Origin of the sequence: Arthrobacter sp. V1I7 (assembly GCF_030817015.1) — a bacterium.
In the GTDB taxonomy this organism is placed as follows: Bacteria; Actinomycetota; Actinomycetes; order Actinomycetales; family Micrococcaceae; genus Arthrobacter.
In genome coordinates this window covers 3,017,844-3,035,829 of sequence record NZ_JAUSYS010000001.1, presented here as the reverse complement: position 1 = coordinate 3,035,829, position 17,986 = coordinate 3,017,844, and the positions used below count along the sequence as shown (strand labels likewise).

15 protein-coding genes are annotated in these 17,986 nt (G+C 68.3%); 12 read left to right on the top strand and 3 right to left on the bottom strand.

Features of this window, described 5'->3' with window-relative positions; genetic code table 11:
• Positions 1–50 precede the first annotated feature (50 nt).
• The 12 genes from QFZ69_RS13995 (at position 51) to QFZ69_RS13940 (ending at position 14,729) form a co-directional block, all read left to right on the top strand.
• Positions 51–1,565, top strand: coding sequence for an amino acid permease (locus tag QFZ69_RS13995; protein ID WP_306919004.1), 1,515 nt, complete (start codon positions 51–53; stop codon positions 1,563–1,565).
• Between the two features lie 268 nt (positions 1,566–1,833).
• Complete coding sequence (locus QFZ69_RS13990) at positions 1,834–3,591, top strand: thiamine pyrophosphate-dependent enzyme (RefSeq protein WP_306919002.1); 1,758 nt, start codon at positions 1,834–1,836, stop codon at positions 3,589–3,591.
• A gap of 357 nt (positions 3,592–3,948) precedes the next feature.
• Complete coding sequence (gene dxr, locus QFZ69_RS13985) at positions 3,949–5,133, top strand: 1-deoxy-D-xylulose-5-phosphate reductoisomerase (RefSeq protein ID WP_306919001.1); 1,185 nt, start codon at positions 3,949–3,951, stop codon at positions 5,131–5,133.
• 18 nt (positions 5,134–5,151) lie between these two features.
• Entirely contained in the window at positions 5,152–6,483 is a 1,332-nt protein-coding gene (locus tag QFZ69_RS13980) for an RIP metalloprotease (protein ID WP_307000183.1), read from the top strand.
• A gap of 161 nt (positions 6,484–6,644) precedes the next feature.
• Positions 6,645–7,430 (top strand): MarR family transcriptional regulator, encoded by a 786-nt coding sequence (locus QFZ69_RS13975; protein ID WP_306918999.1) that lies wholly within the window; start codon positions 6,645–6,647, stop codon positions 7,428–7,430.
• The gene (locus QFZ69_RS13970; RefSeq protein WP_306918997.1) at positions 7,427–7,990 is read left to right on the top strand and encodes a hypothetical protein; all 564 of its coding nucleotides are present in this window, start codon (positions 7,427–7,429) and stop codon (positions 7,988–7,990) included. Before QFZ69_RS13975 ends, QFZ69_RS13970 begins: the two co-directional genes overlap by 4 nt.
• 104 nt (positions 7,991–8,094) lie before the next feature.
• Complete coding sequence (locus tag QFZ69_RS13965) at positions 8,095–8,388, top strand: YciI family protein (RefSeq protein ID WP_306918996.1); 294 nt, start codon at positions 8,095–8,097, stop codon at positions 8,386–8,388.
• Between the two features lie 49 nt (positions 8,389–8,437).
• Positions 8,438–9,604 (top strand): flavodoxin-dependent (E)-4-hydroxy-3-methylbut-2-enyl-diphosphate synthase, encoded by a 1,167-nt coding sequence (gene ispG / locus QFZ69_RS13960; protein ID WP_306918995.1) that lies wholly within the window; start codon positions 8,438–8,440, stop codon positions 9,602–9,604.
• Positions 9,567–10,454, top strand: a complete 888-nt coding sequence (locus QFZ69_RS13955) for a DUF4081 domain-containing GNAT family N-acetyltransferase (protein WP_306919695.1) — start codon at positions 9,567–9,569, stop codon at positions 10,452–10,454. The genes ispG and QFZ69_RS13955 overlap by 38 nt, the downstream gene beginning before the upstream one ends.
• Positions 10,455–10,597: 143 nt before the next feature.
• On the top strand, positions 10,598–12,409 hold the full coding sequence (locus QFZ69_RS13950; RefSeq protein ID WP_306918993.1) for a proline--tRNA ligase: 1,812 nt from the start codon (positions 10,598–10,600) through the stop codon (positions 12,407–12,409).
• Positions 12,410–12,428: 19 nt separating this feature from the next.
• On the top strand, positions 12,429–13,223 hold the full coding sequence (locus tag QFZ69_RS13945) for a TSUP family transporter (protein WP_306919694.1): 795 nt from the start codon (positions 12,429–12,431) through the stop codon (positions 13,221–13,223).
• Between the two features lie 81 nt (positions 13,224–13,304).
• Positions 13,305–14,729: a pyridoxal-dependent decarboxylase gene (locus QFZ69_RS13940; RefSeq protein ID WP_306918991.1), complete on the top strand. Its 1,425-nt coding sequence runs from the start codon at positions 13,305–13,307 to the stop codon at positions 14,727–14,729.
• A 14-nt stretch (positions 14,730–14,743) separates the two neighbouring features.
• Here QFZ69_RS13940 and QFZ69_RS13935 read toward each other — a convergent pair whose 3' ends face one another.
• The 3 genes from QFZ69_RS13935 to QFZ69_RS13925 form a co-directional block, all read right to left on the bottom strand.
• Positions 14,744–15,850 (bottom strand): aminoglycoside phosphotransferase family protein, encoded by a 1,107-nt coding sequence (locus tag QFZ69_RS13935; RefSeq protein ID WP_306918989.1) that lies wholly within the window; start codon positions 15,848–15,850, stop codon positions 14,744–14,746.
• Between the two features lie 73 nt (positions 15,851–15,923).
• Positions 15,924–16,658 carry a VIT family protein gene (locus tag QFZ69_RS13930; protein ID WP_306918987.1) on the bottom strand — a complete coding sequence of 245 codons (735 nt, stop codon included), beginning with the start codon at positions 16,656–16,658 and terminating at the stop codon, positions 15,924–15,926.
• A 168-nt stretch (positions 16,659–16,826) separates the two neighbouring features.
• Positions 16,827–17,981: a DUF4439 domain-containing protein gene (locus QFZ69_RS13925; RefSeq protein ID WP_307000180.1), complete on the bottom strand. Its 1,155-nt coding sequence runs from the start codon at positions 17,979–17,981 to the stop codon at positions 16,827–16,829.
• Positions 17,982–17,986: the final 5 nt, after the last annotated feature.

Sequence of the window (17,986 nt, the reverse complement as noted above, 5' to 3'; positions counted from 1 at the left end):
TTCCCGCTAGTACCCCCATTTAGATCTTTGACAGGTCGAAAGGAACACCCATGCCCAGCAACCCCAATGACGCGGTTGGTTTGTACGAGGCCGACGGCGGCCACGCCCATGCCCCGGATGCCCTGATCCATGCCGAAGACGCCGGCTACCACAAGGGCCTCAAGGCGCGCCAGATCCAGATGATCGCCATCGGCGGCGCGATCGGCACCGGCCTGTTCCTCGGCGCGGGCGGACGGCTCAACGCCGCCGGCCCGTCGCTGGTCATCGCCTACGCGGTCTGCGGATTCTTCGCCTTCCTGATCCTGCGTGCGCTGGGCGAACTGGTGCTGCACCGCCCGTCGTCGGGCTCGTTCGTGTCCTACGCCCGTGAGTTCTTCGGTGAGAAGGCAGCCTTCATCTCGGGCTGGTTCTACTGGATCAACTGGGCCACCACCACCATCGTGGACATCACCGCCGCCGCGCTGTACATGAACTTCTTCGGCAAGTACGTCCCCTGGATGGGGGCGGTGCCGCAGTGGGCCTGGGCACTGATCGCGCTGGTGGTGGTTCTTTGCCTCAACCTCGTCTCGGTCAAGGTCTTCGGCGAACTCGAGTTCTGGTTCGCCCTGATCAAGGTGGCGGCGCTGGGGGCGTTCCTCATCATCGGCACGTACTTTGTCATCTTCGGCACGCCGGTGGACGGCCAGGATGTCGGGCTGAGCCTGCTCTCCGACAACGGCGGCATCTTCCCCAACGGCCTGCTTCCGATGATCATCCTGATGCAGGGTGTGCTGTTCGCCTACGCTTCGATTGAGCTGGTGGGCACGGCCGCGGGTGAGACCGAGAACCCGGAAAAGATCATGCCCAAGGCCATCAACTCGGTGGTGTTCCGCATCGCCGTGTTCTACGTGGGCTCCGTCATCCTGCTGGCGCTGCTGCTGCCGTACACGTCCTACGAGAAGGGTGTGAGTCCCTTCGTGACGTTCTTCGGCTCGCTGGGGATCCAGGGCGTGGACGTCATCATGAACCTGGTGGTCCTCACCGCCGCCCTGTCTTCGCTCAACGCGGGCCTCTACTCCACGGGCCGCATCCTCCGCTCCATGTCCATGGCCGGCTCGGCGCCGAAGTTCGCCCAGCGCATGAACAGGGCAGGCGTCCCTTACGGCGGCATCGCCCTCACGGCAGTGGTCTCGCTGCTGGGTGTGCCGCTGAACTATCTGGTGCCCGCGCAGGCCTTCGAGATCGTGCTGAACGTGGCCTCGGTGGGAATCGTCGTCACGTGGGCCACCATCGTGGTGTGCCAGATCCAGCTCAAGCGCTGGGCGGACAGGGGCTGGGTGGAACGCCCCTCCTTCCGGATGTTCGGTGCGCCCTACACCGGCTATCTGTCGCTTCTGTTCCTGCTCGGCGTGCTGATCATGGTCTTCATCGATTCGCCGCTCACGCTGCTGGTGACCCTCGTGGCCTCTGCCCTGATGGTGGCCGGCTGGTATGCCTGCCGGAAGCGGGTCCACGAGATCGCCGAGACCCGGAAGGGCTATACGGGCGCCGCCCCCGTGGTGGCCAACCGGACTCCAATCCGCTAAGCGATTACCCTGCCACCGCCCCCCGGTTCGGCTGCCCAATCCCCTCACCAAAGGACTGAAAGCCCCCATGAAGCTACTAAATCCGCTGAGTCCCAACACTTCGCCTACGGAAAGCCAGGCGACAGACAGTTGCGAGGACGGCTGCTTCTTCTGCACCGGACCGGAAACAGACTAGGCACCACCAATCGTTCCGCTGGTTCCAGCGGAACTGCCCTGCACCCTCACTCAACGCAACCAAACCCAACCCAATCCGAGAAGACAAGAAGTGATGACAACGGAGTCCGCAGCAATCATGACCGCAACCGACACGCAGCCGTTCGAAGGCGACACTATCAACCAAGGCCCCGTACAGCCCGTCCCATCGACTATCCCGGCGAACCTGAATGGCGGCGGTACCCTGAAATCCGCCGGGCACGTAATTGTTGACTCCCTCGTGGCCCACGGCGTCGAACGCACCTTCGTTGTTCCCGGCGAGAGCTTCCTGGACGTCCTCGACGGGCTGCACGGTTCCGACATCGAGACCGTGGTCTGCCGCCATGAGGGCGGCGCCGCCTACATGGCCGAAGCGGACGGCAAGATGAACCAGCGTCCGGGCGTGGCCATGGTCACCCGCGGGCCTGGCGCGGCAAACGCCCACGTTGGCCTGCACACGGCCTGGCAGGACTCCACCCCGATGCTGCTCTTCGTCGGGCTGATCCCGTTTGCGCACCGGGACCGGGAAGCGTTCCAGGAATTTGATATCAAGGCTTGGTTCGACACAGGAGCCAAGCGCGTCATGGTCCTCGATCACGCCGAGCGGGCGTCCGAGATCGTTGCCGAAGCCATGTTCGCGGCAATGAGCGGTCGGCCCGGCCCGGTTGTGGTGGGCTTGCCGGAAGACATCATCCGCCAACTGGTGGATCCTGCCCTGCACCCCACCGTCCCGGTGGCCACGGGCGGCATGAGCACCACCGATGCCGCAGCACTGGCCGCCGCCCTTGCAAAGTCCTCGAAGCCCCTTTTTGTCACGGGCGGCAACGACTGGACCCAGGACGCGGCCGATCAGCTCACCGGATGGCTCGAAAAGCACCATATCCCGGCCGCCGCGGAATGGCGCACGCAGGGAACAGTACCCTTCGACTCCCCGTCCTATGTGGGCCCGATCGGCTACGGCCGCCCCCGCCCCACGTACGACCTGTTCGAGGAAACCGACCTGCTCGTTTTCGTCGGGACGGTCCCGGGCGATGTGATCACGGACGGTTTTGTCTGCAGGCAGGACTGGAACAAGACGAACTTCCTGGTCACCATAGATCCCTCTTTGCGCGGCCGCTCCGGCCCGGTCTCACGGCAGATTGTGGCAAAACCGGACGCCTTCGTCCGGGACCTGCTTGAAGTCGACCTGCCCGTGAAAGAGGAGTGGAAAGCGTGGACGGCCAGGATGCGCGCCGAGCAGACGTCCTTCGCAAGCCTGCCTCCGGCCACACCCGGCGACGGGCCGGCAAAGATGGACACCCTCATGGCGAACCTGGTCCCGCGGCTGCCCGAGGACGCCATGGTGACATTCGGGGCGGGCGAGCACACCAACTGGGCGCACCGGTACTTCCCCACCCGGCGCTACGCCTCCATGATCAGTGCCAGGAACGGCTCAATGGGCTACTCGGTTCCGTCGGCCATCGCCGCCTCACTGGCCAGTCCGCAGCGGCGGGTGGTCACCATCGCCGGTGATGGGGAGTTCCTCATGAACGGCCAGGAGCTGGCCACCGCCGCACAGTACGGGGCCACGCCGCTCATCATCGTGATGGACAACCAGGAATACGGCACCATCCGGACCCACCAGGAACGGCACTACCCGTCCCGGGTTTCGGGCACGCAGCTGAAAAACCCCGACTTCGGCCTCATGGCCCAGGCCTTCGGCGGTTTCGGCATCACGGTCACCCGCGACCAGGACGTGCCGGCGGCCCTCGACGCCGCGTTCCAGACCATCGACCAGGACGGGGTGTTTGCCCTGATCCACCTCATCGTGGAACAGCGCGTAAAAGCCTACTGACCGTTCCGCGCGCCGGCCCGGACAGCACGGCCGGCCCGGACGCAACGCAAGGAGGACGACGGCGGGACGCCGTCGTCCTCTGCGGTGCCGTCCTCGGCGGTATCGGCCTAGCTAGGCCTTCCCGGGGCCCAGGACTACTCCGGGCCCCCGGGGCACACCGGGGCACACCGGGGCACACCGGGGCACTCCGTGGCCAGCGATTCGCCACAATTGGCCGGAACGGACGGGCCGGTAGCGGCCAGATGTGGCAAATGGCCGCGGTCCCAGGCTTCCAAATGGCCGCGGCCGGGCATGGGTCGACGCAGGCCGGGGGAGTGCCAGGCGTCGCAAAAACACCGGGTGCGGGATACTTAAGCCATGCAGCCGCGCAAGATCGTCCTCCTCGGGTCCACCGGTTCCATCGGCACACAGGCGATTGACGTCGTCGACGGCGCCCCGCACCTGTTCGACGTCGTGGCCCTCAGCGCCGGCGGCGGCAACCCCGAGCTCCTCGCCCGGCAGGCGGTGCACACCCGCGCCCAGGCGGTCGGCGTCGCCAGCGGCGATGCGGCCGCGCTCCAGGAACTGATTGACGACGCCGCGCGCGCGGCCGGAGTGCACGGCTACCGTCCGGAGATCATCACCGGCCCCGACGCCTCGACCCGGATCGCGGAGACCGATGCCGACGTCGTGCTGAACGGCATCACCGGCTCGATCGGCTTGGCCCCTACCCTTGCCGCGCTCAAATCCGGCGCAACCCTGGCGCTGGCCAACAAGGAATCGCTGATCGTCGGCGGCTCCCTCGTCAAGGCCGCCGCCCGCGAAGGGCAGATTGTCCCGGTGGATTCCGAACATTCGGCGATCGCCCAGTGCCTGCGCTCGGGCACCGCCGCCGAAGTGGACCGGCTGATCCTCACGGCCTCCGGCGGACCCTTCCGCGGCAAGACCCGCGAGGAGCTCCACGATGTCTCCCCGCAGGACGCCCTCGCCCACCCCACCTGGGACATGGGCCTGATGGTCACGACCAACTCCGCCAGCCTGGTCAACAAGGGCCTCGAAGTGATCGAGGCGCACCTGCTCTTCGACATCCCGCTGGACCGGATCGACGTCGTGGTCCACCCGCAGTCCGTGGTGCACTCCATGGTCCAGTTCATCGACGGCTCCACCATCGCCCAGGCCTCCCCGCCGGACATGCGCCTGCCCATCGCGCTGGGCCTGGGCTGGCCGGACCGCGTCGCCGGAGCCACCCGGGCCTGCGACTGGAGCCGGGCCACCAGCTGGACCTTCGAACCGCTGGACACGGCGGCCTTCCCCGCCGTCGGGCTGGCCAAGGACGCCGCCAGGCGGGGGGGCACCTACCCCGCAGTGTTCAACGCCTCCAACGAGGAGGCCGTGATGGCGTTCCATGCGGGCAGGATCCGCTTCACCGACATTGTCGATACCATCGGAGCCGTACTCAGCGAACACACAGGTTCCTCCGGGCTGACGGTGGACTCCGTGCTGGATGCTGAAGGATGGGCACGCGCCCGCACCCACGAACGTTTAGCCGTCAGAAGCGTCTAGGAAGCAGCAGATTCAAGCATGAGCCCCGTCCTCCTCTTTATCCTCGGTGTCGTCTTTGTGGCGATCGGCATCGCCGTGTCCATCGCCCTGCACGAGGTGGGCCACCTGCTGCCGGCCAAGCTGTTCAAGGTCCGCGTCACCAAGTACATGATCGGCTTCGGCACCACGCTCTGGTCCAGGAAGAAGGGCGAGACCGAATACGGCTTCAAGGCCATCCCCCTGGGCGGCTTCGTCTCCATGATCGGCATGTATCCGCCGAACAAGGAGGACGGAACCGTCCGCCCCTCCAGCACCGGCATGTTCGAGTCGCTCGCCAGCGACGCCCGCTCCATGGCGCACGAGGAAGTCGGCCCCGGGGACGAGAACCGTGTCTTCTACCGGCTCCCGGTCTGGAAGAAGGTCATCGTCATGCTCGGCGGCCCGGTCATGAACCTCCTGATCGGCGTGGTCCTCACCGCCGTGCTGCTGATGGGCTTCGGCATCGCAACGCAGACCACCACCATCGCCGATGTCTCCAAGTGCCAGGTCAAGGCCGGCGAGACTGTGGACCCGGACTCCGCCGACTGCAAGCTCACGCCCGCCGCGGCCGCCGGGCTCAAACCCAACGACGTCATCACGGCTTTCGACGGCAAGACGGTGAGCAGCTGGGATGAGCTGACCGGCTGGATCCGCGCGTCGGCGGACAGGCAGGTCAGCATCACGGTGCAGCGCGACGGCGCCCCCGTCAGCACCAGCGTCACCCCTGTCCTCTCGGCCCGTCCGGTGATCGGCGACGACGGCCGGCAGGCCAAGGACGCCGACGGGACACTGCTCTACCAGGACGTCGGTTTCCTGGGCATCGGCGCGCAGACCACGCTCGTGCAGCAGCCGGCGACGGCGGTGCTTCCGATGGCGGGCGAGAACATCAGGCAGGTCGCCGGCGTCGTGGTGAACCTCCCGGCGCGGGTGGCCGGCGTGGCGCAGGCCGCCTTCAGCGAAGTACCCCGCGACCCGAACGGACCCATCAGCGTGGTGGGGGTGGGCCGGGTGGCCGGTGAGGTCGCCGCGATGGAACAGGTCCCGCTGCAGTCCCGGCTGGCCGCCCTGGTCGGCCTGCTGGCCGGACTCAACTTCGCCCTGGCCGTGTTCAACCTGATTCCGCTGTTGCCGCTCGACGGCGGCCACGTCGCCGGCGCGCTGTACGAGGGCGCCCGGCGCAGGATCGCCAGGCTCTTCGGCCGCCCGGACCCCGGCGCCTTCGACATCGCCAAGCTGCTGCCGGTGACCTACGTGGTCGCGGTGCTGCTGATGGGCATGGGCGCGCTGCTGATCTACGCGGACATCGTCAAGCCGGTCAACCTCTTCGGCTAGGTTGGCCCGCCCAGCGCGGGAGGATCCGGCCCCTTCCGGTTCCGGACGCCGGTGTCGAACCGGAAGACGGCTGATATCCGATTATCAGCCCAAAGTGGCTAATTTTGGCTAATCAGTTGAAATCGATTGATCATAGAGAATCAGCCGTTTAGGCTAAGCCCATGTACGTAATGACCATCGACCAGCGCGGGAGCACTTCCGACGTCGACCGTGTTCCGGGGCTGCTCGCCGAACTGTCTGCTCTCTCCAGTGCCGGGCGGTTCGAACGCTCGGTCGGCGACGAGGTGCAGGGCGTTCTTGAACGCCCTGCGGACGTCGTGGAAATCGCCCTGCATGCCCTGCGGGGCGACCGCTGGTATGTCGGGATCGGAGTGGGAGCCGTGGACCTGCCGCTGCCGGCCAGCCCGCGCGAAGGATCCGGACCGGCCTTCGTCGCGGCCCGGCTCGCGGTGGACCGCGCCAAGGCCTCGGCGGCCCGCGTGCCGCTCGCGGTCGTCCCCGGCGGCGCCCGCCGGGGACAGACTCCGCCGTCTTCCGAAGCATCCACCGGAGGAGACGGCGCCGGAGGCACCGGAACCGGAGCCGGAGCCGACGCCGGAGCTGGAGCCGGAACCGGGGGAGACGGCGCCAGGGCCTGCGCCAACGCCGAAGCTGTGCTGCGACTGATCGGCCGCCTCGTCCAGGACCGGACCGACGCGCAGTGGAAAGTTGCGGACATGCTGCGCTCTGTCCAACACGGCCAGTCGAGCACCCATGGCACCCAGAAAATCGCGGCCCGAAAACTCGGAATCACCGAACAATCGGTGAGCCGCGCACTCCTGCGCTCCGGCTGGCAGGAAGAATGGGCGGCGAGGCCGGCCGCCGAGATGCTGCTGTCCCTCGCACACGGATTGATCGCCGGAACGGACCGCCCCGGTGCAGACAGCAACGCAGAAGGAGACCGGTGAACGCCCTCTGGATCACCCTGGCCCTGCTCGCGGCCGGATTCGTCGGCTGGCCCGTCACGGCCCTGGTCTTCCGCCTGGCCCGGACCATCGACGAACGGGCCGACGCCGGCGCCGGTGACGCCGTCGGCCAGCCGTCAGCCGAGGACGCCGGCGCCGAGGATCCCGCGGCCGACTCTACAACCGACGCCGTCAGCGCACAGCCGGACCGTCAGGACGCCGACGCCGACAAAAGTGCCGCTGCCGGCGCCGCCGGCTCCGCTGCGGCCGCCGGCACAGGCTCCGCGGGGAAAGCAGCGGCCGGCACAGACATAGTCAGCACCGCCCGGATCCTGCGTGGAGGGGCGATTATCGGCATCCTGGAACGGCTGGCTGTCTGCCTGGCCATCCTGGCCGGCCAGCCCGTCGCGATCGCGTATGTCGTCGCCATCAAGGGTCTGGGGCGTTTCGCCGAGCTTAAGGAGACGCCGGTGGCAGCCGAGAGATTCATTATCGGAACTCTGACCTCCATGCTGTGGGCGGCGGGGATCGCCGCGCTGGCCAAGGTGTTCTTCCTGGGCTGATCGCGGGTGTGCCCGGGTTCGGCCGCGGTCTCTGCAGCTACAGCCTGTGCCGCCTGGCCGGCTGCCGGATGGGTACCTGGCCGCCGGGGCGATAGTGTATCCGTATGACTGTTTTTGCTGTTGAGTATGTGTACGACGCCGAATCCACCGAAGCCCGCAACGCCAGCCGCCCTGCGCACCGCGAATGGACCGCGGGACTGGCGCAGGAGGGCACGCTGCTCGCCAGCGGCCCCTACGGCGACGGCGCGGGCGCGCTCCTTATCTTCAAGGCGGCCGATGAGGCGGCCCTGAACGAGATCCTCAAGCAGGATCCGTTCGCCGCCGCCGGCGCCATCTCCGGCACGCGCACGACTGTTTGGGCGCCCCTGACCGGCCTCCTGGCCGGCCACGCTGCCTGACCGGTTCCGCCACAGACACCATCGATTTTTCGCTCTCTAAGGAGTCCATGTGACCTCGGTCAGCCTGGGAATGCCGTCGGCACCGCCCCCCGTCCTCGCTCCTCGCCGGAAGACCCGCCAGATCAAGGTGGGCTCGGTAGGTGTCGGCTCCGATTCCCCGATCAGCGTGCAGTCGATGACGACCACGCCGACCACGGACATCAACGCCACGCTGCAGCAGATCGCCGAGCTCACCGCCTCCGGCTGCGATATCGTGCGTGTTGCCTGCCCGTCCGCGGACGACGCCGAGGCGTTGCCCATCATTGCCCGGAAGTCCCAGATCCCGGTGATCGCGGACATCCATTTCCAGCCGAAGTACGTCTTCGCCGCGATCGAAGCCGGGTGCGCCGCGGTCCGCGTGAACCCGGGCAACATCCGGAAGTTCGATGACCAGGTCAAGGAAATCGCCCGGGCCGCCAGGGACCACGGCACCTCGATCCGGATCGGCGTCAACGCCGGTTCCCTTGAGCCCGGCATCCTCAAGAAGTACGGCAAGGCAACCCCCGAAGCCCTCGTGGAATCCGCTGTCTGGGAAGCCTCGCTGTTCGAGGAACACGGCTTCCACGACTTCAAGATCTCGGTGAAGCACAATGATCCGGTGATCATGGTTGCAGCCTACGAAATGCTTGCCGAGAAGGGCGACTGGCCGCTGCACCTCGGCGTCACCGAGGCGGGTCCGGCGTTCCAGGGCACGATCAAGTCAGCCACCGCCTTCGGTGCCCTGCTCTCGCGCGGCATCGGAGACACCATCCGGGTCTCCCTGTCCGCACCGCCGGTCGAGGAAATCAAGGTCGGCAACCAGATCCTGCAGTCGCTCAACCTGCGGCCCCGCAAGCTCGAGATCGTGTCCTGCCCTTCCTGCGGCCGGGCCCAAGTGGATGTGTACACCCTCGCCGAGCAGGTCACGGCGGGGCTCGAGGGCATGGAGATCCCGCTGCGCGTAGCCGTCATGGGCTGCGTCGTAAACGGCCCCGGCGAAGCCCGGGAGGCCGATCTCGGTGTGGCCTCCGGTAACGGCAAGGGCCAGATCTTCGTCAGGGGCGAGGTCATCAAGACTGTCCCCGAGGACCAGATTGTTGAGACACTGATCGAAGAAGCCATGCGTATCGCTGAAGAGATGGGGGAGGCCGATGGCGAAGATGCTGTCAAGGGTAGCCCCGTGGTTAGCGTCTCGTAGGGACGGCGCCGCTTCCGGCGTCGCCGTCCGGACCCTGACCGGTTCGGACACCCAACAACTGCTGGACCTGGCCGAGCAGGACCCTGTCGCCAACGTCTTCATCCTCTCCCACCTGGAGGGCGCCGGCTCGGCTGCTCCCACGGCCGGCGGAGCCAGCATCCTCGGCGTGTTTGACGGAACGATCCTTTTGGGGGCCTGTTGGGCCGGTGCAAACCTGGTGCCGGTGCAGCTCGACCCGGAATTCGCCGGCCTCGTGGCGATGTCCGCGCACACCTCCGGGCGTCGCTATGCGTCCATCTTCGGTCCGGCCGAGACGGTCCTGGCCCTCAATGCCGGCCTGGCGCAGCTGGGCCACCAGGCCCACGAACTCCGGGATGATCAGCCGCTGATGTCCATCTCCGGTCCGCCTGCCATCCCGGCGAACCCGGCGCTGGGCTTCGGGCAGCTCGCGGATTTTGACAGGATCCTGCCCGCCTGCGCGGCGATGTTCGAGGAGGAAGTGGGCTACTCGCCCTATCTTGGCGGACGGGAGTATTACAGCCGCCGGGTGAAGGGCCTGATCCGCCAGGGACATTCGCTGGTCCACCTGAACCCCGACGGCGAGGTCGTCTTCAAGGCCGAGCTGGGCGCGGTCACCCGGGAAGTGACACAGGTCCAGGGGGTCTGGATGAATCCGGCCTACCGTGGACGGGGTCAGAGTGCCGGCTATATGGCCGCCGTCGTGGACCTTGCCCGGATCCTCGCCCCGGTCACCAGCCTCTACGTCAACGACTTTAATGCCCGGGCCCGTGCCTCCTACGAGCGGGTGGGTTTCCGCCAGGTGGGAACATTCGCGACTGTCCTCTTCTAATTCGGCCCTGCATCGGCCACCGGTCGGGGCGTGGCTCTGCTGCGTCCGGGCTGACGGTAGATTAGTACGTAGATGCTTTTCCCCCCAGTTCTGCTCGGTTTTACTGAGTTTCCCGGCACCTCCCAGAAACGGAAATCCCTCCAGTGGTCCTTCGACTTTCCAAGCTGTTCCTGCGCACCCTGCGTGAAGATCCCGCCGACGCCGAAGTGGCCAGCCACCGGCTCCTGGTCCGCGCCGGGTACATCCGCCGGGCCGCCCCGGGCATCTACACCTGGCTGCCGCTGGGACTGAGCGTGCTGCGCAAGGTGGAGCAGGTCATCCGCGAGGAAATGTCCGCCATCGGCGCCCAGGAAGTCCACTTCCCGGCGCTGCTGCCCAAGGAGCCCTACGAGGCCACCAACCGCTGGACCGAGTACGGCGAGGGTATCTTCCGGCTCAAGGACCGCAAGGGCAACGACTACCTGCTGGCGCCGACCCACGAGGAAATGTTCACCCTGCTGGTCAAGGACCTGTACTCGTCCTACAAGGACCTGCCGCTGAGCCTCTACCAGATCCAGAACAAGTACCGCGACGAGGCACGTCCCCGGGCGGGCCTGCTGCGCGGCCGCGAGTTCATCATGAAGGACTCCTACTCCTTCGACGTCGACGACGCCGGCCTGGACGCCAGCTACGAGGCGCACCGCGGCGCCTACCTGAACATCTTCGCGCGCCTGGGCCTCGAGGTCGTGCCGGTGTCCGCCACCGCCGGCGCCATGGGCGGCTCAAAGAGCGAGGAATTCCTGCACCCCACCGAGATCGGCGAGGACACCTTCGTCCGTTCCGCCGGAGGCTACGCCGCCAACGTCGAAGCCGTCACCACGGTGGTCCCCGCGGACATCGACTTCAGCAACGCCCCCGCAGCCGAAGTCCGGGACACCCCGGACACCCCCACGATCGAGACGCTCGTGGACGCCGCCAACGCGCTGGTGCCCCGCACCGAGGCCGACGGCGGCGCGTGGACTGCCGCGGACACGCTCAAGAACGTCGTGCTCGCCGTGACTCTGCCGACCGGGGAACGCCAGATCCTCGTCATCGGCGTGCCCGGCGACCGCGGCGTCGACCTCAAGCGCGTGGAGGCGAACATCGGGTCCTTCCTGCCGATTGCCGGCGAAATCACGCTCGAGGCCGCCAACGAGGAAGACCTCAAGAAGCAGCCGCTCATCGTCAGGGGCTACCTCGGCCCGGGCCTGTCCATCGACGCGCCCCTGCTGGGCACCGAAGGCGCCGCCAAGCTGCTGTACCTCGTGGATCCCCGCGTCGTGAGCGGCTCCGCCTGGGTCACGGGCGCCAACGAGGCCGGCAAGCACGTCTTCGGCCTGGTCGCCGGACGCGACTTCGGCTGGGACGGCGTCATCGAAGCCACCGAGGTGCGCGCCGGCGACGAGGCCCCGGACGGATCCGGTCCGCTGGAAACCGCACGCGGCATCGAGATGGGCCATATCTTCCAGCTCGGCCGCAAATACGCCGCAGCCCTCGACCTCAAGGTCCTGGACCAGAACGGCAAGCAGGTCGTGGTGACCATGGGCTCCTACGGCGTCGGTGTCACCCGCGCCGTTGCCGCCCTGGCAGAATCCAACCACGATGACAGGGGCCTGGTCTGGCCGCGGGCCGTCGCCCCGGCAGATGTCCACGTGGTGGCCGTCGGCCGCGGCGAGGAGATTTTCGCCGCTGCCGAAAAGCTCTCCCTCGAGCTCGAAGCCGCCGGCCTCGACGTCATCTACGACGACCGTCCCAAGGTGTCCCCGGGCGTGAAGTTCGGCGACGCCGAGCTCGTCGGCGTGCCGACCATCCTCGCCGTCGGGCGCGGGCTGGTGGACGGCGTCGTGGAGATCAAGGACCGCCGCAGCGGTGATGCCGAAAACATTGCCGTTGAGAAGGCGGTTGACTACGTGGTCAACGCCGTCCGCAACAGCTGACCCGCCCTCCCAGGCAGGCGTGATCTCGGGACTCGAGTCGATCGAGCTCAGCACCCTCATCCTGATCGTGGTGGCCGGCTTCGCCGCGGGCTGGGTCGATGCCGTCGTGGGCGGCGGCGGACTGATCCAGCTCCCGGCCATGCTGCTGGTACCGGGCATCAGCCCGGTGCAGGCACTGGCCACCAACAAAATGGGATCGATCTTCGGCACCACAACGAGTGCCGTGACGTTCTACCGGCGGGTCCGGCCGGACCTGCGCACGGCCCTGCCCATGGCGGCGATCGCGCTGGCCGGGAGCTTCGGCGGGGCAGTCCTCGCGGCCACGCTCCCGGCAAGCGTCTTCAAACCGATCATCGTGGCCGCGCTCGTCGCCGTCGCATTGTTCACGGCGCTCCGCCCGAGCGTGGGGGAGCTGACCAGACTGCGCCATGAAGGCCACCGGCACTATGTGGTGGCCTGCCTGATCGGAGGCGTGATCGGCTTCTACGACGGACTGATCGGCCCGGGAACAGGCTCATTCCTCATCATCGCGCTTGTTTCGGCGATGGGCTATGCGTTCCTGGAGGCCAGTGCCAAGGCCAAGATCGTGAACATGGCCACCAACGCCGGCGCCCTGCTGTTCTTCCTTCCGCATGGTTCACTGCTGTGGGGACTCGGGCTGGTACTGGGTCTGGCGAACATGGCCGGTGGTTACCTTGGCGCCCGGACGGCGGTCAAGCAAGGGAGCAGGTTCATCCGGATCGTGTTCCTCGTGGTCGTGGCGGCGCTGATCCTCAAGCTCGGCTACGACATCTGGCAGGATTCTTATCCCTGAGGCGCTTCCGCCGGGCCGGCCCCCTCGAGCGCTCCTCCCGAGCCACTCCCGGGACGGCAGCAGCGGGCGTAGCATGCAGCTATGTCAGCACCAGAAGACCGCTACAGCGACGCATTGGAGGCTGCAGCCCGGCACGCACACCGGTGGCTGGAGAGCCAGGAAACCCGCCAGGTCAGCCCACGCACTGCCGCGGCGGCACTGGCGGCCGAGTTCGGCGGTCCACTGCCCAGAGCCGGCATGCCGGCCAAGGAGGTCGTGGATTACCTGGCCACGAAGGCCGAGCCGGGCCTGATGGCGATGCCTTCCGGACGATTCTTCGGCTGGGTTATCGGCGGCACCCTCCCGGCGGCCCTGGCCGCAGACTGGCTGGTCAGCGCCTGGGACCAGAACACCGGGCTCCGCTATGCCACTCCCGCGACGGCGGCCATCGAGGAAGCTGCCGGCAGTTGGTTGCTTGAGCTCCTGGGGCTCCCGGAAGAGTCCGACGTCGGCTTTACCACCGGCGCCACCATGGCAAACTTCACCGGCCTGGCTGCGGCCCGCTGGCGGCTGCTGACCGAGGCAGGCTGGGACCTGGACCGCGACGGCCTGTCGGGCGCGCCCCGGATCCACTGCCTTGTGGGGCAGGAACGGCACGACACCATTGATCTTGCCCTGCGCTACCTGGGGCTGGGACGGCCCACCGTTGTGCCTGCCGACCGGCAGGGTCGGATCGACGCGGCGGAACTGGACTGCGCCCTGGACCGCGCGGCGCTGAGCGGCGCCAGCGGCTCAGGCCCGGCCCCGCTGCTGGTCTGCCTGCAGGCCGGGAACCTGCACTCCGGCGCCTTCGACCCCTTCACCGAGACAATTGCCGCCGCGAAGGCACACGGCGCCTGGGTCCACGTGGACGGGGCGTTCGGGCTTTGGGCAGCCGCCGTTCCGGAGCTCTCCGGGTTGACGGCAGGGCTGCAGCTCGCCGATTCGTGGGGGACCGACGCGCACAAGACCCTCAATGCCCCGTACGACTGCGGGATCGCGATCGTCCGGGATGTCCGGGCACTGCGTTCGGCGATGGGAGTGCACACCAGCTACCTGATCCAGGACCCGGATGGTCCCGGGGACCCGTTTGAGAAGGTTCCCGAGTTGTCCCGCCGGGCCCGCGGGGTGCCGGTGTGGGCGGCGCTGAAAGAGCTGGGCCGGGACGGCGTTGCCGCGCAGGTCCGTGGGCTCGTGCGGCATGCCTCGCAGCTGGCCGAACAATTGTCTGCCGTTGACGGCGTCGAGGTGCTGAACGACGTCGACTACACCCAGGTTTCGCTGGCCTTCGGCGACGACGCCACGACCCGGGCGGTGACGGCACGGATAATGGCTGACGGCCGGGTCTGGATGTCGGGTTCCCGGTGGCAGGAGCGGGACATCCTGCGGATCTCGGTCAGCAACTGGAGCACGGACGACGCCGATGTGGCGACCGCCGTCGGTGCCGTCCGGGACGCCGTGGCGGCAGTCCGCGGGCACACCAGTTAGGCTGCCGGCGTCAGTTAAGCTGCCGCCGTCCCTGGAGTCGGCAGATCATGCGCTGCGGGCAGCCCCGGCAGGGTGCGTCCGGCCAGCGTGCTGGCCACCCAGAGCGAGCGCGCCAGGTCCCCTTCGTGGCGGGGTTTCGACGCGTACCAGAGGGCGTTGTCCACTTCCCGGGCCAGGCTCCACTGACGGGCGGCTTCGGCGTCGAGGCCGGCGGCGGCACCGAAGTCCCGGCAGCGCTCCAGCAGGCCCCGTTCCGGATCCGCCCGGGACAGCTCGGGAATCCGGTTCCACAGCAGCGGAGCCACCGAAAATTCTGCCTCGCCGATCATGGGCTGCGGGTCGATGGCGGCGTAGCTGGCCGCGGCCGCACCTTTCGTAGCGTCTGCACCGCCCAGTCCGCCCAGTCCGGCCAGTCCGGCCAGTCCGGCCAGTCCGGCGGACGGGGCCGGACGGGCCAGGACGTTCAAAAAGTGCAGGTCGGCATGGACCAGCACATCCTTCCCCGCGCGCCGGCCGACGGCGCCGCGCGTCTGGCAGACTTCCAGTGCCGCTTCCAGCAGCCAGCGCGGGAAGGGACGGCCCAGGTGTTCCCAGCTCTCCGGCAGCTCATCGCTCCACTGTTCGGCACGGGCGGCCACGTGGCCGAATTCCCGCCACTCCGGCCGGCCGTCGGGCACCAGGCTGAGCCGGCGCACCAGTTCTCCCCAGACGGGGACAGCGGCATCCACCGGCATGTCCTGCAGCGAGCGGGCGGCGTCCAGACGCTCCAGCAGCAGGGCGACGGCATCGGCGTCGGCAGCCAACAACCGCACGGCACCGTCGCCGGCCCACAACGTGAGCGCGTGCCGTTCCACCATCGCCTCGTCGTGCGGATAGGCGATTTTCAACACGGCTGATTCCGGCGTCCCGCCGTCGGCGTCGAGGCGCCGGACCGGCACGACAATGGCCCCGTGTCCGTGCCAGGGCAGGCGACCCGGCGCGGAGTCCAGCGCCAGGTTCCACTGGTCCAGGCAGCGATGGACCAGCCGGGGGAGCGACGCCAGCCAGTCGCGGCCGGAGGCCGTGGCGCTGTAACGGCGGTTGAGATCGGGCGGGATAGGGACATCTGCGGGTTGGCTCATCGGATCCAGCGTAGTTGCTGGGTGGGGTCATCCCGTTGGGACACCGCAAGGCAGGGCCGCCGCGGACCGGGCGTCAGCCGATGACGACGCCGCTCGCGCCGAGCAGGTTGCCGATCAGGAAGGTCGCACTCAGTGCCAGAGCGCCGCCGATCACCACGCGCGCCGCGGCCTTCAGCTGCGACCCGCCGCCGATCCAGGCACCCAGTGCGCCGGTCGCCGCCAGAGCCACGAGGACGGCCACGAACGTCAGCGGCACACGGATGTTTTCCGGTGGCAGCAGGATGGCCAGCATCGGCAGGATCGCGCCGGCCAGGAATGCGATGGCAGACGCAAACGCGGCATGCCAGGGACTGACGATATCGGTCTCGTCGATGTTAAGTTCAGCGGAAAGGTGGGCGCCGAGGGCATCGTGCGCGGTGAGTTCCCTGGCGACGGTGCGGGCGGTGTCCCGGCTGAGGCCCTTGCCCTGGTAGATGGCGGCGAGCTCCTCGAGCTCTTCCTCGGGCTGTTCCAGCAATTCCAGCCGTTCCTTGTCGATCAGGGCCCGCTGGCTGTCCTTCTGGCTGCTGACCGAGACGTATTCGCCCAAAGCCATGGAGATCGCACCACCCACGAGGCCCGCGGCACCCGCGATCAGGATGGGGCCGGAGTCCGTGGTGACACCGGCGACGCCGACAACGATCGCGGCGACCGAGACGATACCGTCGTTGGCGCCCAGCACGCCGGCACGCAGCCAATTGAGCCGGTGTGCAAGGTCGTTGTGATGCGGCTCGTTCTCATGAAGCGTAGGGGCGTTGGTGCTGTCCATGGTTACAGCAAAGCATCGGTGCCGCCGGCTGGCCAGTATTGCGAGGCTAAGCAAAGTAAGCCCAAGCTCGCTCCGCCGGCGGCGGCGGGGCAACTTTGACACGGACACGCCGTCAGTTAGCGCGGAATCGTGGACTTCCGACGTCAATGTGACCCCGGATGGGCATCATCAGCGCCCGACGTCGCCGCCGCCGTGGGTGGGGGTGGGAGGCTGGGGGGCCGGCAAGGGCGGGAAGGACTCCAGGTCTGCCGCCAGTCCGGGCAGGGGGCCCGGCTGGGCGCCCCACCCGGCGGCCGCTCGGGCGGTATGCAGCAGTGCGGAGATGGCCCACTCCCGGGTTTCTCCCTCGCCCAGCGCCACCAGGTCACCATAGACCGGCAGCGCGCCGGTTTCCAGCCCGGCCAGTCCGGCGCCCGGCGCAGCCAGAAAGGACGGTGCCACGCTATGGCCGGCCTCCCGCGGGGACGGGGAGACACAGTGGCGCAGGCTCAGGGACTCGGCTTCGCTGAGGAGTGCTTCGTGCCGGGCCAGCTGACCAGCGGCGGCCTTCGCGGCGTCGCCGCCGAGCCTGGTCAGGGCCAGCTGGTAGCCGTAGACGCTTTGAAGCTCGGTCCGCACGGCCGCCTGGAGCGCTTGCGCAACCGTCACGCCGCTGCCTGCCCCTCCTCCCGCCGGCGACACCGACGCCAGCGGACCCGGGCAGGCCCCGGACAGCCGGGGCGGGAGCCTATCGGCCTGCGGGGGAACGGGCGCACCGGTGGCCGCCGCGAGGGAGGACGCCTGAAGCAGCTGCGCGGTCCCGACGGCGGCCAGGAGCCTGGCCATCCCGCCGTCGGCCCCTGCGGCGTCGGCGATGCGCTGGGAGCCGCTCGCGGCGAGGGCGGCGGCCAGCCCGGCCGGCGAATCCGGCAGCGGAGCCGGCGGGGACGAAGCAGTTCCGGGCGAGGTCTGCCCGGCCTGCGTGGCGGGGCTGGCCTGCGCGGCCTCGGTGGACGGAAAAACCGGGGCGACCTCGCCAGGGGAGAGCAGGGCCCGGGCCTGGCTTGTCAGCAACGTCACAGTCTGCCCGAGGGCGGCCTGTCCGGCGCCCGAGGCGGAACCGCCCAGCTGCTCACCGGCAGCCCGGAGACGCAGGGTTTCGGAGAGTGCAGCGGCCCGCGCCTGCTCGGAAAACGCCGGTTCCACGGGCTGTTTCGGGCTCCCGGGCGTCAAGGCCACACCGAGGCTGACCACCACCAGGGCGATGCACGCCAGGAGGGCGAGGCGGGGCAGAAACCGGGGAGCGAGCCCGCGCCATCGCTTTTCCCCGGTGTCGTCTTTCACAACAA

Bases quoted from the DNA above. Each gene is read 5' to 3' on its own strand.
- QFZ69_RS13975 (WP_306918999.1), top strand. From the start codon at position 6,645: ATGTACGTAATGACCATCGACCAGCGCGGGAGCACTTCCGACGTCGAC.
- QFZ69_RS13990 (WP_306919002.1), top strand. From the start codon at position 1,834: ATGACAACGGAGTCCGCAGCAATCATGACCGCAACCGACACGCAGCCG.
- QFZ69_RS13995 (WP_306919004.1), top strand. From the start codon at position 51: ATGCCCAGCAACCCCAATGACGCGGTTGGTTTGTACGAGGCCGACGGC.
- QFZ69_RS13935 (WP_306918989.1), bottom strand. From the start codon at position 15,850: ATGAGCCAACCCGCAGATGTCCCTATCCCGCCCGATCTCAACCGCCGT.
- QFZ69_RS13930 (WP_306918987.1), bottom strand. From the start codon at position 16,658: ATGGACAGCACCAACGCCCCTACGCTTCATGAGAACGAGCCGCATCAC.
- dxr (WP_306919001.1), top strand. From the start codon at position 3,949: ATGCAGCCGCGCAAGATCGTCCTCCTCGGGTCCACCGGTTCCATCGGC.
- QFZ69_RS13955 (WP_306919695.1), top strand. From the start codon at position 9,567: ATGCTGTCAAGGGTAGCCCCGTGGTTAGCGTCTCGTAGGGACGGCGCC.
- QFZ69_RS13980 (WP_307000183.1), top strand. From the start codon at position 5,152: ATGAGCCCCGTCCTCCTCTTTATCCTCGGTGTCGTCTTTGTGGCGATC.
- QFZ69_RS13940 (WP_306918991.1), top strand. From the start codon at position 13,305: ATGTCAGCACCAGAAGACCGCTACAGCGACGCATTGGAGGCTGCAGCC.
- QFZ69_RS13965 (WP_306918996.1), top strand. From the start codon at position 8,095: ATGACTGTTTTTGCTGTTGAGTATGTGTACGACGCCGAATCCACCGAA.